Annotated in this window: 19 protein-coding genes; 1 reads left to right on the top strand and 18 read right to left on the bottom strand. The window is 30.6% G+C overall.

Features of this window, described 5'->3' with window-relative positions:
* Nucleotides 1-202: 202 nt before the first annotated feature.
* From HMPREF1552_RS07115 to HMPREF1552_RS07065, 11 genes are all read right to left on the bottom strand, one after another.
* Entirely contained in the window at nucleotides 203-610 is a 408-nt protein-coding gene (locus tag HMPREF1552_RS07115) for a helix-turn-helix domain-containing protein (protein ID WP_021744463.1), read from the bottom strand.
* A 103-nt stretch (nucleotides 611-713) separates the two neighbouring features.
* The gene (araD, locus tag HMPREF1552_RS07110; RefSeq protein WP_021744462.1) at nucleotides 714-1,415 is read right to left on the bottom strand and encodes an L-ribulose-5-phosphate 4-epimerase; all 702 of its coding nucleotides are present in this window, start codon (nucleotides 1,413-1,415) and stop codon (nucleotides 714-716) included.
* Nucleotides 1,415-2,290, bottom strand: coding sequence for an L-ribulose-5-phosphate 3-epimerase (locus tag HMPREF1552_RS07105; RefSeq protein WP_021744461.1), 876 nt, complete (start codon nucleotides 2,288-2,290; stop codon nucleotides 1,415-1,417). Before HMPREF1552_RS07105 ends, araD begins: the two co-directional genes overlap by 1 nt.
* Nucleotides 2,291-2,299: 9 nt before the next feature.
* Nucleotides 2,300-2,959 (bottom strand): 3-keto-L-gulonate-6-phosphate decarboxylase UlaD, encoded by a 660-nt coding sequence (locus HMPREF1552_RS07100; RefSeq protein ID WP_021744460.1) that lies wholly within the window; start codon nucleotides 2,957-2,959, stop codon nucleotides 2,300-2,302.
* Nucleotides 2,960-3,063: 104 nt separating this feature from the next.
* Nucleotides 3,064-3,513, bottom strand: a complete 450-nt coding sequence (locus tag HMPREF1552_RS07095) for a PTS sugar transporter subunit IIA (RefSeq protein WP_021744459.1) — start codon at nucleotides 3,511-3,513, stop codon at nucleotides 3,064-3,066.
* 26 nt (nucleotides 3,514-3,539) lie between these two features.
* The gene (locus tag HMPREF1552_RS07090; RefSeq protein ID WP_021744458.1) at nucleotides 3,540-3,821 is read right to left on the bottom strand and encodes a PTS sugar transporter subunit IIB; all 282 of its coding nucleotides are present in this window, start codon (nucleotides 3,819-3,821) and stop codon (nucleotides 3,540-3,542) included.
* A gap of 44 nt (nucleotides 3,822-3,865) precedes the next feature.
* Entirely contained in the window at nucleotides 3,866-4,522 is a 657-nt protein-coding gene (locus HMPREF1552_RS12925; protein ID WP_196808131.1) for a PTS transporter subunit IIC, read from the bottom strand.
* Nucleotides 4,470-5,390, bottom strand: coding sequence for a PTS transporter subunit IIC (locus HMPREF1552_RS12920; RefSeq protein ID WP_021744456.1), 921 nt, complete (start codon nucleotides 5,388-5,390; stop codon nucleotides 4,470-4,472). The genes HMPREF1552_RS12925 and HMPREF1552_RS12920 overlap by 53 nt, the downstream gene beginning before the upstream one ends.
* Nucleotides 5,391-5,460: 70 nt before the next feature.
* Nucleotides 5,461-6,522 (bottom strand): L-ascorbate 6-phosphate lactonase, encoded by a 1,062-nt coding sequence (ulaG, locus tag HMPREF1552_RS07075; RefSeq protein ID WP_039901369.1) that lies wholly within the window; start codon nucleotides 6,520-6,522, stop codon nucleotides 5,461-5,463.
* A gap of 156 nt (nucleotides 6,523-6,678) precedes the next feature.
* Complete coding sequence (msrA, locus tag HMPREF1552_RS07070; protein ID WP_021744454.1) at nucleotides 6,679-7,182, bottom strand: peptide-methionine (S)-S-oxide reductase MsrA; 504 nt, start codon at nucleotides 7,180-7,182, stop codon at nucleotides 6,679-6,681.
* A gap of 267 nt (nucleotides 7,183-7,449) precedes the next feature.
* Entirely contained in the window at nucleotides 7,450-8,640 is a 1,191-nt protein-coding gene (locus tag HMPREF1552_RS07065) for a MalY/PatB family protein (RefSeq protein WP_021744453.1), read from the bottom strand.
* Nucleotides 8,641-8,740: 100 nt separating this feature from the next.
* Here HMPREF1552_RS07065 and HMPREF1552_RS07060 point away from each other — a divergent pair, with 100 nt between their 5' ends.
* The gene (locus HMPREF1552_RS07060; protein WP_021744452.1) at nucleotides 8,741-9,676 is read left to right on the top strand and encodes a TetR/AcrR family transcriptional regulator; all 936 of its coding nucleotides are present in this window, start codon (nucleotides 8,741-8,743) and stop codon (nucleotides 9,674-9,676) included.
* Nucleotides 9,677-9,731: 55 nt separating this feature from the next.
* Here HMPREF1552_RS07060 and HMPREF1552_RS07055 read toward each other — a convergent pair whose 3' ends face one another.
* From HMPREF1552_RS07055 to HMPREF1552_RS07025, 7 genes are all read right to left on the bottom strand, one after another.
* Entirely contained in the window at nucleotides 9,732-10,034 is a 303-nt protein-coding gene (locus HMPREF1552_RS07055) for a hypothetical protein (RefSeq protein ID WP_021744451.1), read from the bottom strand.
* Complete coding sequence (locus tag HMPREF1552_RS07050) at nucleotides 10,034-10,252, bottom strand: hypothetical protein (RefSeq protein ID WP_021744450.1); 219 nt, start codon at nucleotides 10,250-10,252, stop codon at nucleotides 10,034-10,036. Before HMPREF1552_RS07050 ends, HMPREF1552_RS07055 begins: the two co-directional genes overlap by 1 nt.
* A 38-nt stretch (nucleotides 10,253-10,290) precedes the next feature.
* Nucleotides 10,291-11,307, bottom strand: a complete 1,017-nt coding sequence (locus HMPREF1552_RS07045; protein WP_021744449.1) for a bifunctional oligoribonuclease/PAP phosphatase NrnA — start codon at nucleotides 11,305-11,307, stop codon at nucleotides 10,291-10,293.
* A gap of 39 nt (nucleotides 11,308-11,346) precedes the next feature.
* Nucleotides 11,347-12,174 carry a cell envelope integrity protein TolA gene (locus HMPREF1552_RS07040; RefSeq protein WP_021744448.1) on the bottom strand — a complete coding sequence of 276 codons (828 nt, stop codon included), beginning with the start codon at nucleotides 12,172-12,174 and terminating at the stop codon, nucleotides 11,347-11,349.
* A 31-nt stretch (nucleotides 12,175-12,205) separates the two neighbouring features.
* Nucleotides 12,206-12,880, bottom strand: a complete 675-nt coding sequence (locus HMPREF1552_RS07035) for a 5'-methylthioadenosine/adenosylhomocysteine nucleosidase (protein ID WP_081686578.1) — start codon at nucleotides 12,878-12,880, stop codon at nucleotides 12,206-12,208.
* Between the two features lie 19 nt (nucleotides 12,881-12,899).
* Entirely contained in the window at nucleotides 12,900-13,424 is a 525-nt protein-coding gene (locus tag HMPREF1552_RS07030) for an FxLYD domain-containing protein (RefSeq protein WP_021744446.1), read from the bottom strand.
* Nucleotides 13,425-14,062: 638 nt separating this feature from the next.
* Nucleotides 14,063-15,040 carry a type I phosphomannose isomerase catalytic subunit gene (locus HMPREF1552_RS07025; RefSeq protein ID WP_039901373.1) on the bottom strand — a complete coding sequence of 326 codons (978 nt, stop codon included), beginning with the start codon at nucleotides 15,038-15,040 and terminating at the stop codon, nucleotides 14,063-14,065.
* Nucleotides 15,041-15,456 lie beyond the last annotated feature (416 nt).

Below are 15,456 nucleotides of genomic sequence, written 5' to 3'. Positions count from 1 at the left end.
AACCTATTTAAAATTAAACTACTAAAAATTATATTGATTTAGGGTTTGAGTAAAATAGTCGGTTTAGTTTTAAAGCAGTTTTACTATATAGTCAATTCGCTTAAAAATTAGGATAAAAATTAGTTATTTTTATCAATTCCATATAAAAAGGGAGCAACCACCTAAAATGTGAAACTCCCTTCATTTTTACAAAAAGCGGTAACTATTTTTTATTTAGCAGTTCTATATACTGCTTGACCAGCTCTATTTTTTCTGAATTCATATCCATTAGATTCCTAACTATTTCTCCGATATTTATATCTGAAAATTCCTCTATTATCTCATTAGTAAGCTCCTTCTTCAAATCTGACATATCCTTATCTGTATATCCTATTATTTTAAACAGTTTCAGATGATCTATCTTTAATATTTTAGCAATTTTTTTAAGTAGAAGAGGATTTGTCATATTATGCTTGCCTGATTCCAGATTAGATAAATAAGCTGGACTGATTTTTAGCATTTCTGCCATTTCTCTTAGTCCTATATTTTTTTGTAGTCTTTTATTTTTTATATAATACCCTAATGCTTCCACGAGATTAGAGTTAGTTTTTATACTGTCATTTTCAGCCATTTTTTCACCTTATCAATTTATTCATATAGAAATATAATATCATAATTTTATGATTTTGTGAACTGCTGAAACTTTTTACTACACAACAAATGCGGTCTATAAATTATTTTTTCTTTTGTCCATAATAAGCATTAGCTCCATGTTTTCTCAAGAAATGCTTATCTAGTAACTCCTGTTGCATTGGCTTTATATCTTTGTTTACCATTTCAGTAAACATTGCCATTTTTGCCACTTCCTCTAGTACAACAGAATTATAAACAGCTTCATCAGGATTTTTTCCCCATGTAAAAGGTCCGTGACTATTTACAAGAACTCCTGGAATATATTGTGGATTTAGATTTCTTTTTTCAAAAGTTTCTATAATTACCGTTCCTGTTTCTTTTTCATATTCTCCTGTGATTTCCTCTTTTGTCATTTTTCTTGTACAAGGTATTGAGCCATAGAAATAATCAGCATTTGTTGTCCCGTATGCTGGAATATCCCTTCCGCTTTGAGCCCAGATTGTAGCATTTGTTGAATGAGTATGAACTATTCCTCCTATTGAAGGAAACTTTTTATAAAGCTCAATATGTGTAGGAGTATCTGACGAAGGATTTAAATCACCTTCTACAACATTTCCATCTAAATCAACTACTACCATATCTTCTACTTTCATTGTTTCATAATCCACACCACTAGGTTTTATGACAATCAGATTTTTTTCTCTGTCAATTCCACTCACATTTCCCCAAGTAAATAATACCAGCCCTTTTTTTGGCAATTCTAAATTTGCCTTAAATACTTGCTCCTTTAATTTTTCCAGCATTAGATAAATCCACCTTCCTTCATTTTATCCAGCATCCATTGCTTTGCCTTTTTTACTTCTTCAATTGGATTATCTGATTTTTCAGTCCACATTTCTATTAAAAAAGGTCCTTTATAATTTAATTCTTTTAATTTTTTAAATACTTTTGGAAAATCTACACACCCTTCTCCAAAAGGAACTTCCTTAAATTTCCCTTCAAAAGTATCAGTTACTGCTAAAGTATCCTTTAAATGAATTCCTGTTATTTCTCCATTTTTTATTCCTAATTCCAATTCCTTCAGCGTGTCATTTTCAGGCCATGCTGTCAAATTTCCTACATCTGGATAAACCTTTAGCCATGGAGATTTAATTATATCCGCATATTCCATATATTTTGTAATGGAATTGATAAATGGGTGATCCATAATTTCTATTGATAGTGTTACGTTGTACGAAGATGCCCATTCTACTGCCTTTTTCAAATTTTCAGTAAAATATTTTTTAGTCTGCTCATTTCCTTTTTCATAATAAACATCATATCCAGCCATTTGAATCGTTCTGATTCCCATTTTATCTGCAAAGATTATCGCCTTTTGCATAAGCTCCATAGCCTTTTCCCTAGTTTTTTCATCCATGCTTCCCATAGGAAATCTTCTATGTCCGCTAAAGCACATTGACGGTATTCTAACTCCATTATCTATTAATGCCTTATGAATTTTGTTTATTTCGTCATCGGACCAATCCAGTCTTGCAAGCCTTTCATCAGTTTCATCTATAGAAATTTCCACAAAATCATATCCACATTCTTTAACAAGTTTTATTCTCTCAACCCAGTCAATATCTTTAGGAAGAGCCTTTTCATATATTCCTAAATTTAATTTATTAAGATTCTTCATATTATTCCTCTATTTCCAATATTTATCGATTTCTGCTTTAAATACTCTGGCAGCTGCCGCAGGATCTTCTGCTTCAATAATTCCACGCCCTGCAATAAATGTAAACACATCTACACCTTCAAATAATTTTAGTGTATCAGTATTAAGTCCACCTGTTACAGAAACTTTAAATCCCATTTCAATTAATTTTTTGACTTTATTCAAGTCCTTTTCTCCCCAAGTTTCTCCAGCCAGCAAGGCATCTCTGCTTTGATGGTAAATAGCCTGATTAATTCCCGCATCTAACCAAAGCTGAGCTTGTTCGTAAGTCCAGTCGCCATACAGTTCCACTTGGATTTCTCCACGTTCCCCACGCTCTTCCTTTATAGCTTTTAAAGCCGCTTTCATTGTAGGGATTGTTGCAGAACAGATACAAGTCATCCAGTCTGCTCCACGAACTGCATTATTTTTAGCAACCGTTCCTCCTGCATCCGCACATTTTGTATCTGCCACTATTATTTTATCAGGAAATAAATTTCTTAAAACTTCAACCAATTCACTTCCAACTTGTAACAGACAAACTGTTCCAGCTTCTATAACATCAACTTCTTTCCCGACTAATACTGCAGCTTTTATAGCACCTTTTAAGTTAGAATGATCGAGTGCAACTTGTAATAATGGTTTTGCCATCACTTTTCCTCCATTTCATATTTATGCATTTTTTAAAATATACTCAAACTCTTTAAAAAATTATTTAAGAAAGAGCTTGAGCAATTTAAAGTGGTTTTTATATTTTATGCTTTTTCTTCTATCAAGTTATAAATATCTTGTGATGTTTTAGCCTCTCTTATTTTTTCAAAAACATCTTCATCATCAAAAAGCATTACAATTTGAGGTATTGCTTCTCCTGCATGAACTTCATCATTTTCAGCCGCCAGTCCAATTAATATGTCCACTTCCTGTCCGTCTGGAAATGATACTGGCTTTTTTAACGTAACAAGACTGAAAGAATTTTTATTAACTCCCATTTCAGGACGTTCATGTGGCATTGCCAATCCTGGAGCCAAAATGTAGAAAGGACCTAACTCCTTTGTTCTTTTTATTATATTTTCTATGTATTTTCCCTCTATTGAATTGCTTTCCAAAAGAGGTTTCATACATACTTTTATTGCTTCTTCCCAATTATTTGCCTCCTGCTGTAACACAACAGAATTATTTTCTTTCAAAGAATCCAGCAAATTCATAAAAATCTCCTCTCAACTTTTATTTTTTAAGCTATTCCAGCTTCTGTCAATTTACTTTCTAGCTCTTTTTCATCAAGTAAATTTAAAAGTCCAACTATTTTTGTATTTGGTCCACCTTTTAATTCAGAGGCGATATGAGTTGAAGCAAGAACTAAATCATAATTTGAAAGTCCTGATTTAGCTTCTCCCAGACTGCATGAATTTACATCTGCTTGTACTCCCAATTTTTGTAAAACTTTTCCAACTTTTAACTTCATAATCATACTTGTTCCCATTCCACTTCCGCAGACTGCTAATACTTTTATCATTATTATTCACTTCTTTCTTTTCTACTTTTTTATTTTTTAAAATTTTAAACTTCTTCTAAATCTACTGTTCCTTCATAATATTGCTCTTTATTTTTAGATTTTGCATATTGAATTTGAGGAATTATAAGCATTGCAGCAATTACCAATACATATCCTATTATTCCTAAATATTTCATTACAAATCCTTGCGCTAGCCATACCGTACTTTGGTCGATATTTCCATGCCATCCACCTTTCAATTGGAATAAAGCTACCGCAACAGCTCCGCATAGTACCTGCAATACTCCTGATACAGCAGACAATATGAATGCAGCTCTTGCTCCCCCACGTTTATCAGCATACACAGCAATAGTTGCATTATCAAAGAATACCGGAACGAATCCTGTTATAATGAATACAGGCGATTTGAATATTAATAATCCTGCTATTGAAATAAATTGAGCTATTGTTCCTACTAAAAATCCGAATAATACAGCACTTGGTGATCCAAATCCATAAGAAGCTGCACAGTCTACTGCAGGTAATGATCCAGGCAATATTTTATTTGAAATACCTTGGAATGATACTGTCAATTCTGATACGAACATTCTAACTCCTGTTTTCAAAATTGTTAAATATACTGCAAACAATAATGTTGTTGAAACAATACTAAGTACCAAATGAAAGTTTTTTAGGATCAAATGCCCCTGCTGCAACACCATTAGGATTTATAACTGGACAAGTCTGTACATTATTTTCAATAACACATTTACCAAATTTCGCAGTAAAGAATTCAGGCCCTAGCACCCACATTATTATTCCAAAGAACACTATCATTATAAGTCCTGTTGCAATAATATCATCGTGAAGCATTGATAACCATTTAGGCAATTTCAAATCATCCAGTTTCTTTTTAGGATTTCCTATTTTTGGTGCCAATTTATCTGCTACCCATATAGCAAACATTTGCTGATGTCCTATCGCAAATCCAGCATTTTCTGTTAATCTTTGAGTTGGTTCCACTGATAAGTTTGATCCAACTGCCCAATATATTCCTGCAAAAATTCCTATTAATATTACTCCCTTTATATTTTGGAACTGAGGAAACAGGAAGAATATCATCCAAGCTGCTGTAGAAGCCTGTTGCTGCATAATATGCCCTGTTATGAATAATGTTCTTACTTTAGTAAATTTCCTAAATAACACTAATAGTATATTTATAACAAATCCTATAAGGAGTGCCATCATAACTGCTGCTGCCAAATTAGATTTAGATGAATCCTGTTCAATAATATTTTTTATTGCTTCATCCACAGCCTGCAATCCAAAGTAAGGATCTATAACTGCCGCATTTAATTGAAATTTAGTCTTTAATGCCGCCAGTATTGGTCTAAATGTTGTTACTATCCCTCCTGCACCGACATTCAATATCATGTATCCTACAGTTGCCTTAATAAACCCTCCAACTGCCTCATATATTTTTTTACCTAAGAACAAATATCCAACAAAAACCAGTAAACCTACAAAAAATTCTGGCTTAGTTAAAATATTTTGTCCAAACCATGTTCCAATTGCCATTAATAAATTCATGATTTTTCTCCTTTATATATTTTTTTAATAATTTCATTTTATCAAATATTTTTCCATATATTTAATTTTCCTATAAGAATGATTTAAATGGCAAATCAGGTTCTATTGTAAATGCGTCTTCAAATCCTCTTCTGTACATATATTCCATATCATCTTTGTTATCAGGGAATACAAATTTCCCTCCAGGCTGCCATATATATGGTTTAAATTCATACTTCATTCTATCTTTTCTATAATTCCACAATAATGTTATTTCTTTCGGATCTGCCATAAAGTTAGACCAAATATCGTGATGAAGCGGTATAACAACTTGTGTTCTCAATTCTTCAGCTACTCTTAGCACATCTGAAGAAGTTAATTTATCTGTCATTCCTCTTGGATTATCTCCATATCCTACAAATGCCACATCTACTTTATTTTCATCTCCATGTTTTACAAAATAGTTTGAATGGTGCGAATCTCCTGCATTGTAAATATTTCCACCTGTTGTTTCAACTAGATAGTTTACTGCCATTTCATCCATATCGGGCGGTAAATTTCCTTTTAATGTTACATCTTCAGCAACTGTTAAAAGCATAGTTCTGTCAAATGATTCCAATGCTTTTATTTTTGCATCTTTTATTGTAATTTCATCTCCTGGTTTTACTTGTACCAGCCTATCTTCAGGCACTCCCCATTTTCTCCAAATTTCAATACATGTTTTTGGTCCTACGAATTTTGCTTCTGGACAATTTTTTACAACTGCCGCTGCAACATTTACATCTATATGATCACTATGTGAATGTGTTGCAAGCAATGCATCAAGACCTTCTATTGCAAAAGGATCTATAACACAAGGCGTAAGTCTTAAATTCGGCTGTAAAGCTACACATCCAACTGCTCTTTGATGTTGATGTTTAGGTTTCATTAATTTATTTTTTTGACTTCTTTTACCTGTTGCTACCCAGATGTCCATTGCAATATTCGCATTTCCTTCTGTTTTTATCCAAAGTCCCATGTTTCCAAGCCACCACATTGCTACAGTTTTTGGTTTTACTACTGTTTCAGCTATTTCCTCATTTAACCAAGTTCCCCATTCAGGAAATGTCCCCAAAATCCAAGATTCTCTTGTGATTTCATCTAATTTTGACATAATTGTCCCTCCTAAAAAAATGTTATTAAATTGTATATACTGTTTTCTTTTTGCTAACAATAGTATACCCCACATTTTTTTAAAGTCAATAGCAATTTCTAAAAAATTTTTTTAACAAAAAAAGCCGAGTTTCCTCGACTTGATATGTTAATTTTTTTATTTCTTTCCAAAAATTTTTATCGCACTTTCCAGATCAATGTGGCAATAGCCTCCAGGATTATTATCTAAATAACTCTGATGGTAATCCTCAGCTAAAATATAATGTTTCAATGGTCTTACTTCCACCTGTATTTCTCTTGAATATTTATTCTGTTCGCTGTCTACTTTTGATTTTATTGTTTCTAGATCCTTCTTATCAACATAATAAATTCCAGTTCGGTATTGACGACCTTCATCAAGCCCCTGTCTGTTAATGCTTGTAGGATCGATTATCGAAAAATAATAGTCCAGAAGTTTATTTAAGGAAATTATATTATTATCATATTTTATATGCACCGTTTCTGCATGATCTGTCATTTTCAAAATTTCATAGCTTGTATCAAGAGTCTGTCCATTGGCATATCCTACTGTTGTTTCAACAACACCCGGAGCCATCTTGAAAAATTTTTCTACTCCCCAGAAACATCCTCCAGCAAAATAAATTTCCTTAATATTTTCCATAAAATTGCACCTCCTCTAATCTATAGTAAAAATTACTTTAAAACCGAACTCAAAAATTATGATTCTACCCAGACTCCAAGATTATTTGATTTATCAGTTCTATTTTGAAGGGGGTTCAAGTTATATTTTAAGCAATTTAATATTTATACTGTTATAACCATACATTTTCATTATACAAGCTGATAAATAGAAATAATTTAATAATTTCTTTTAATTATATTATTTTTTTGTAAGTTTTTGTATAAACAATATTGAAAGGTAAATTTCTTATTTTTCCTTTAAAATAGCATCTTTCAACTGATTAAGAGCCTTTTCCAAAACTGCTCTAGGACAAGCGGCATTCAGCCTCATAAATCCTTCCAGCCCCTTCTGATAAACACGTCCTTCATTTAGTCCAAGTTTTGCTTTTGTAAGCATAAATTTTTCCAGCTGTTCTTGATTAAATCCAAATTTTTCACACAATTTTCGACAGTCTAGCCATACTAGATATGTTGCCTGTGGAATATTTGGTATAATTTCTGGAATATATTCCTTGAAAAAATTACTTAAAAATAAAATATTGTTTTCCAGATACTCCTTTAACTGTTTCAAATATTCTTCGCCACCGTCAGAATATGCAGCAATTGTGGCAACCAAGTTAAAAGGATTGTTTCTATGAACTTCCAGATCTTTCCAGAATTTGTCAAATTTTGATTTTACATCTAAATTATTGAAAATAATTGTTGCACTTTGAAGTCCTGCAAGATTAAAAGCTTTTCCAGTAGAAGTGCAAGTTATTGTATTTTGTCTAATTTCTTCCGAAATGCTTGCCATCGGAATATGTTTATTGTCCCACAAGGTCAAATCAGCATGAATTTCATCAGAAATTACAGGAACTTTATATTTTATGCATAAATTTCCAATTGCTTCCAGTTCATCATGAGTCCATACGTGCCCTAGGGGATTGTGAGGATTGCACAAAATAAATAATTTGGGATTTTCCTTTAATTTATTTTCCAAATCTTCTAAATCAAGTGAATATTCTCCGTTTTTTTCAATAAACCTGTTTTCAATGACAACTCTTGCATTATCTTCATTAATATCATAAAATTCTGAATAAACAGGTGTCTGAATTAATATTTTATCATCTTTTTCAGAAAAAATCTGAACCAATGCTCCAAGGCTTGGTACAATTCCTATACTAAAACTAAGCAGTTCTTTTTTTGGCTCCCATCCAAATCTTCTTTTCTGCCAGTTTACAAACGACTCAAAATATTCATCTGGACGGTAAACATAACCAAAAATTCCGTGCTGAACTTTTTTTTCAAGAGCGTCAATTATAGGCTGTGCTGTCCTAAAATCCATATCCGCAATCCAAAGCGGAATTACATCATCCACTCCAAATTTTCTTAAAAGTTCATTGTATTTCACAGAATGATTATTCTTTCTATCAATAATTTCATCAAAATTGTACTTCATAAAATCACATCCTTTTATTTATTTTTTAATTATTTTTTGTTGACAATCCTCAAATTAAATTATAAAATATATCTAAAATACTATAAAGAGGTAAATTTAAATGACTAAAGAATATAATAAAAATTTTATAATACAGCAAAGTGCAAAACTTTTTTATTATAAAGGCTATAAAAACACTGAATTAACGGATATTTTTAAGGCTTGTGAAATGCCTAACGATATTTTTTACAAGTTTTTTTCTAGCAAGGAAGAATTGCTTATTGCTGTTATAAAGTATCATACTGAAAATCTTATAAACTTCTTTAACAGCAATGTAGATGACTTATCAATCCATAAATTTCACTATTTTTTTGAAAAATATTTTGAAAATATTGTAAATAACAAGTTTCATGGTGGAAGCCCGCTTGGAAATTTAGCTTTAGAGCTAGCAGATTTAAAAAATAATATACGTGAAGAACTTGTAAAATCCTATAAAAAAATAGAACTTAGATTTTCTTTTTTTATAACTACTTTAAAATATTCTTTTCCTGAAAAATACGATGATATCGTTCCAGAAACAACGGCAAGACTTCTGATAGCTCTACTCGAAGGAACTATTCTTATGTTAAAAACTGAAAAAGAAAGTTCTGCAATTAACGACTTCTTTATATTTTTTGATAATCTTTTCCAACTTAATAATGATACTGATGAACAGCTAGAATCTGAAGAAACTGTTTCAGAAAGTGAAAAAATGATTTCTAGTGACGTAACGATCAATATTCCCGATTCTATAGAAAATGAGATCGCAGGTGGAGAAATAGATGGAGCCGCTATTAACGAAGCTCACAATATTGACGTTTCTCAAAGTATTTCAGATGATATTTCCGAAGAAGACAATATTCAGAATGAAGAAATTGATGAAATTAAAAGCTTTGCAAATTTCAAGACTGATGATTATTATAATGACAGTATGTATTATGAGGTTGATTCTGATAGTCTTATCAATGTTTTTGACGATTTAGAAAATTCCAAAAATAAAATTGAAGATAATGAATAAATATAATTTTAGATTAAAAACTTAGGGAGAATATACAAAAACTCCCTTTTTTATTTTATTTATATTCAAGTCTTTCACTTGAAACAATTTTGCCATCTTCTGCAACGATTACTTGGTAATATGCTTGTGAACCATATAAAATAACCTTCCAATTTCTAAATCCTTTTTTATACAATCCAACATGCTGAGCTCCAACTGCCTCATTAAATTTTTTCTTTACCTCTTCAATGCTATTGCTAACAACAGTATCCCTCGATACAACCGCCGAATCTGGTACAACTCTTTTTCCAACTGATGAACAGCTTATTAACATTCCAAAACATAAAATTATTATTATTTTTCGTATTTTCTTTTCCATTAATTATTCACTACCTCTATTTTAATATCGAATTGCAAATCTGTTTTTTCCTCATCCAGATAAGTATATTTTATTTTTTTTAGAACAGCATTTGGATTACTGTCAAGAATTTCATTAATATTTTGATTTGCCTTTTCAATTTGCTGAAAATTTTCCGCAAGCTGAGCATTTGAAAATCCCTTTATTTTAAGATAATTAAACATATTAAAATCATACATAAAATTCTCCTTTCTTAAATAAAGATTTTTATTTAAATTTATTTTTCAAGTTCTTGATATGTTTTTTCCAAAATTTCCTCAAAAGATAAATTTGTCTTGAAACCAGCGGCTTTTATATGTCCTCCACCGCCAAAAATTGAAGCTATTTTATTTACGTTATATTTATCATTTGCACGAAAACTTCCTTTTAATGAACCATCAACATCTTCTCTTACAAATAGTGAAAGTTCCATTCCTTCAATCTTTAAAAGCATTTCTGCCGCACCATCTGTATCATCTTTTTCAATACTTAACTTTTTCATTTTTTCCTGTGTCAAATAGTAGCTTATGAACTTATAATACTCATTAATTTTTTTATTTTTATAAAGCTCACCAATAAATCCAACTTTTTTTTCACTAACTTCAAAAATAATATTAGCAATCTTGTGATTATTAACACCTGCTCCAATCAACTTGGAACATACAAAAAAAGTATGTTCTGTAACATTGTCATGCCTAAAGTTACCAGTATCATTAATTATTCCAAGATACATATATTTAGCGATTTTCTCTCTCAGCTCAATCTCAAAAATCTCTAAAAACTGATACAAAAGCTCCCCTGTACTGCAAATGTCTTCCACATAATTAAAATCTGCATGTTCAGTATTGCTAATGTGATGATCGATATTTATAGATTTTTTACTAAGTTTTTTTATTTCTATAGCCTTTCCATATCTTTCCTTATTTGCACAATCTAAGCTTATAAACAAGTCAAATTTTTCATCATTTTGAAAATTATGCTTAAATTCATCACTAAATTTTTCATAGCTCCAAATCAATTCTGTATCTTCAAAATGTCGCATATACTTAGGCAACTTATCATCAACAACGATTTTTATCATTTTCTCCATATTATTTTTTTTGCAAAAATCATCTATCATAAAATAAAATGCCAAAAGCGAGCCTAATGCATCTCCATCGGGATTAATATGCGCTGTTAAAATAATATTTTTAGATAGTTTTATTTCATTTACGATTTCTTTTGGAGAAATGTTTCCTTTATAATTTTTTTTCATATATTTTTATTTTATTCCTGTTCTTAAATTTTTTAGCTATTATTTCCCAACAGAACGGATCATATAGCCACTTCCTGCTTTCTTAGCTTGATTTTCCATAGTTTTTAAAGTATTCGGGTTGTCTGTCATATTTGACATCACTACATAAACTGTTCTTCCATTTACTGAAGTTTTTTTATAATAGAAATTCCCACCTAGCTTTTTAGCTATTTCTCTTGCTGAAGATTCCGAAGTTACCGAAGCTACCTGAATGTACTTTTTAGATCCGCTTTTTATCTGATTTTTTTTGGCTTCTTCCCTTGCTTTTCTTGCTGCCTCTTCTTTAGCATGCTGTTTTGCCGCTTCTACTCTTGCCTGTTCCTTTCTAGCTGCCTCCTGCTGCTGTTTTCTTATTTCAGCTTGACGAGCTTCTATTCTTGCTTCTTCCTGACGTTTCTGCTCAGCAATTTTTGCCTCTTCCTGTTTTTTCTGCTCTAATTTTTTAACTTCCAGTTTTGTTTCTTCCTGTTTCTTTTTGGCATCATTAGTTATTTTTACATTTGTTTGTGATTGTGATGAAACGTTTTTTGGATTAATTGCTATTTGATCTTGCTGTAAATTAATTGGCTGTGAGCTTTTTGCCTGCTCAAGCTCTTTTGTGACTGTTTCATTATTATTTTCCACAACCTGATTTGGTAAAGTCAAATTGTTTTTATAGTCTTTAGAATTGTAAAAATCCTTATTTCTAATTTTCATCTCTTTTGTAACGCTTTCAGTCGTAGTTTCTTTTGACTTTTTATAGCCTGTTGCAAGCACTATACCATAAGTAACAACTGCAACAATTCCAACTGCTCTCATTACTTTAAACGGATTTAACCGAAAACTCATTTTTTCTCCCTTCTTTCAACTTTTTATTTTATTAAACAATCTCTTTTAATATTTTTTTAGAATTTTCCGCTGCAAGTTTTACAAAACTTGTGTATTCCATTCCGGAATCATCTGTAATCGAATCTGAAATTGAACGGATTATCAAAAATTTTACACCTAATCTTGTGCAAACCTGAGCTACAGCTCCACTTTCCATATCCACACAAAGTGCCTCAAAATCCTTTCCAAGCTGAATTTTTATTTTTTTTTGACTCACAAACTGATCCCCAGTCAAAATTCTTCCAAGTAATATCTGATGTTCAAAATCAGTTATATTTCCAGTTTTTTCAATAAGTTCCTTATCTGACTCAAATGCCCACTCCTTCATTTGAGGAATCTGTCCCATTTTATAACCAAATGCTGTAGCATCAACATCATGTTGAACAACATCTCGCCCAATAACAACATCTCCAACTTTCAGTCTTTCATCCAACGATCCTGCAACTCCTGAAAAAATTACCTCATCTACACCAAATTTCTCAATTAATAAAGTAGCAGTAATCGCAGCATTTACCTTCCCAATTCCAGACTGTACAAAAACAACATCTTTATCATTAAATTTCCCAGTAAAAAACGATATTCCGTTTATAATATTTTCTTTAATATCCTTAATTTCCTTTTTTATTGCCTCAGCCTCTTCAATTACAGCTCCAATAATTCCTGTCATCATTCGTTTCCTCCAATTCTTATTTTTGTTCTTTATCAATATTATTTATATTTTCAGAACCATCATTATTTTCAATAGTTGTATTTATACTTCCTTCATAAACATAAGTATCCTTCAACTTGCAAGTCTTTGTCTCATTTGTATTAAGAACTGCCTGAAATTCCCATTTTTCATCTTTTCCAAGCGAACTTATATTATCAACTGCATCTCCAATTTTTGCTCCATTTTCATCAAAACATGGAATCTCAATAGTTAAATTTCTCTTTGTTACTCCATTATGTGTTAAAATCCCTGTAACAATAGTCTTATTGCCTGTTATTTCAACTTCTGCATCTGAAAATTTATATTTTGTATTTTTGGCCTTTATTTCTCCATCTTTTCCACCAATAATACCTCCAATCAATTTACCAGTTGTCCCAATAACCGCTCCAGTAATTCCACCTGCAGCTTTTATAGTTCCTCCAACTACACTTCCAACTCCGCCAACAATTCCACAAGATGAAATTCCAAGCATTATTCCAATTAACAAAATCTTTTTTTTCACTTTTCTTAATTCCTATTCTTTCAATTATTTTTTCAAAAACTCTATAAATTTTTTTATCAATAAATATTTTTCTTATATTTCTTTATACTTTTTTAGGGCAAACGGAAATAATTACCATACCTTTTTAATCCCAGCTCGTTTAGGCATTTTTAATTTAATAAACAAATAGTTTAGTAAAAAATATTAAGCAAAATTTCGTCAGAAGAAAAATAGTTGTTTAAACTTTTATAAATTATTTAAAATTATATATACTTATTCATATTAAAATAACCTATATTTAAAAATGAGTTCTATTTTTCTTTTATAAGAAAATTTTACGTCAAGAAGGGTAGTCCATAGAACTTTTCGCCATTAGCTCTAAGAGGTAGCCAGTTAAGTATTCAAATAACTGTTATTATGAAAGAGGGCATGATGTCGATGCCCTTACGTTAAAATGAATTATAAATATAAATAGAAAAACAATTATTAACTAAAATATACTAAAGTAAAAATTTAATATATATTTTCAAAACATTATATATTATTTAACTATAAAACAATATTAGTATAACATTAGAATATCATATTCCAACTAAAAAAACAAGGCAAATCATCCAATTTTACCTAAAAAGTAAACTAGAATTCTTGCCTTCATCTACTTAAATTACAGTCCTTAAAATTTCAAAGCTTCCAATAGTTTTTATATTAATTCCAACAGGGATTAAAACTGTTTCTCCTTTTTTAATTGAAAGCCCTTCGTTTTCTCCCCATACAATTTTTCCTTCTCCTTCCAATATTGAATAAATTGTCATGCTTTCATTGTTCACATCTTCAAAAGAATCAGAAAATTTTAATTTATCAATTGAGTAATATTCTTTTTTTATAATATGTTTTCTCAAAATATCTTTCCCATTTTCAGAATCATCAAAATCAGTATTTTTAATTTCCACTTCTTTTCCAAAATCAATTACATCAGCAGAATCCTGTAAGTGCAGTTCTCTTTTTTTACCATTTTCATCAATTCTATCAAAATCATAGATTCTATAAGTTACATCTGAGTTCTGCTGAACTTCTGCAAAAAGTACGCTTCCTTTTAATGAGGCATGGACTGTTCCTGGTGTAATATCAATAAAATCACCTTTTTTAACAGTTTTTTCTTTAAATAGTCCGTCAAAATCATTTTTTTCTACTTTTTCCAAGAATTTTTCTTTTGTGATACCAGGCTTCATTCCCATAATTAAAGTTGCATCATCACTTGCCTCCATTATATACCAAGATTCACTTTTCCCAAATTCATTGTGTTTTTTTAGGGCAACTTCATCACTTGGATGCACTTGGATAGAAAGTCTGTCATTTACGTCCAAATATTTTATAAGAAGTGGAAATTTATCTTGATATTTTTCATAAACTTTTTTTCCAGCAAGCTCCCCTTTATATTTCTTATAAATATCATCTAGCCTTTGTCCAGTTAAAGCACCATTTTCGACAATTCCCATTCCATGCGGATGTGCTGACACTTCCCAAGATTCTCCAATTTTTTTGCCTTCAGGCAATTTCATTCCTAATTTTGTTTCAAATTCACGTCCACCCCATACTTTTTCCACAAAAAATTTTTTAAACTTCATTGGATATAACATAAGAACTCTCTCCTTTATTTCATTTATATAATTAATTTTCAATAATTTCTTTATTTCATGATAACATTTTGAATCAAATTTTACAACAACATAATGAAAAAATTTTGCAAAAAAAAACCTGCAAATAATATCTGCAGGGGAAAAGTATTTTTTCATTTTTGGGGTGTTATCCTCTACTTAAAAAATAGTAGACAACTACAATTTGAATTATGATATAAATTATATCACGCTCCATGACAGTTTCACCCCCAATCATGGTATATTAAGGTTTTTGACGAAAACCCAAATAATTATATCAAATTATAATACAAAAAGCCAGCTTAAATCAAACTGGCTTCTGTCGTCAAATTTTTAATATACACATGATTACTTTTTACAAAATAATTATACCATAAAAAAAGTTTTTTATCAATTAA

The sequence above is a fragment of the Leptotrichia sp. oral taxon 879 str. F0557 genome (assembly GCF_000469385.1).
Lineage (GTDB): Bacteria > Fusobacteriota > Fusobacteriia > Fusobacteriales > Leptotrichiaceae > Leptotrichia > Leptotrichia mesophila.
This window is presented reverse-complemented; position numbering and strand designations above follow the sequence as displayed.

Coding starts and splice junctions, on each gene's coding strand:
- HMPREF1552_RS07115 (WP_021744463.1), bottom strand. CDS start 610: ATGGCTGAAAATGACAGTATAAAAACTAACTCTAATCTCGTGGAAGCA.
- araD (WP_021744462.1), bottom strand. CDS start 1,415: ATGCTGGAAAAATTAAAGGAGCAAGTATTTAAGGCAAATTTAGAATTG.
- HMPREF1552_RS07105 (WP_021744461.1), bottom strand. CDS start 2,290: ATGAAGAATCTTAATAAATTAAATTTAGGAATATATGAAAAGGCTCTT.
- HMPREF1552_RS07100 (WP_021744460.1), bottom strand. CDS start 2,959: ATGGCAAAACCATTATTACAAGTTGCACTCGATCATTCTAACTTAAAA.
- HMPREF1552_RS07095 (WP_021744459.1), bottom strand. CDS start 3,513: ATGAATTTGCTGGATTCTTTGAAAGAAAATAATTCTGTTGTGTTACAG.
- HMPREF1552_RS07090 (WP_021744458.1), bottom strand. CDS start 3,821: ATGATAAAAGTATTAGCAGTCTGCGGAAGTGGAATGGGAACAAGTATG.
- HMPREF1552_RS12925 (WP_196808131.1), bottom strand. CDS start 4,522: ATGGTGTTGCAGCAGGGGCATTTGATCCTAAAAAACTTTCATTTGGTA.
- HMPREF1552_RS12920 (WP_021744456.1), bottom strand. CDS start 5,390: ATGAATTTATTAATGGCAATTGGAACATGGTTTGGACAAAATATTTTA.
- ulaG (WP_039901369.1), bottom strand. CDS start 6,522: ATGTCAAAATTAGATGAAATCACAAGAGAATCTTGGATTTTGGGGACA.
- msrA (WP_021744454.1), bottom strand. CDS start 7,182: ATGGAAAATATTAAGGAAATTTATTTTGCTGGAGGATGTTTCTGGGGA.
- HMPREF1552_RS07065 (WP_021744453.1), bottom strand. CDS start 8,640: ATGAAGTACAATTTTGATGAAATTATTGATAGAAAGAATAATCATTCT.
- HMPREF1552_RS07060 (WP_021744452.1), top strand. CDS start 8,741: ATGACTAAAGAATATAATAAAAATTTTATAATACAGCAAAGTGCAAAA.
- HMPREF1552_RS07055 (WP_021744451.1), bottom strand. CDS start 10,034: ATGGAAAAGAAAATACGAAAAATAATAATAATTTTATGTTTTGGAATG.
- HMPREF1552_RS07050 (WP_021744450.1), bottom strand. CDS start 10,252: ATGTATGATTTTAATATGTTTAATTATCTTAAAATAAAGGGATTTTCA.
- HMPREF1552_RS07045 (WP_021744449.1), bottom strand. CDS start 11,307: ATGAAAAAAAATTATAAAGGAAACATTTCTCCAAAAGAAATCGTAAAT.
- HMPREF1552_RS07040 (WP_021744448.1), bottom strand. CDS start 12,174: ATGAGTTTTCGGTTAAATCCGTTTAAAGTAATGAGAGCAGTTGGAATT.
- HMPREF1552_RS07035 (WP_081686578.1), bottom strand. CDS start 12,880: ATGACAGGAATTATTGGAGCTGTAATTGAAGAGGCTGAGGCAATAAAA.
- HMPREF1552_RS07025 (WP_039901373.1), bottom strand. CDS start 15,040: ATGTTATATCCAATGAAGTTTAAAAAATTTTTTGTGGAAAAAGTATGG.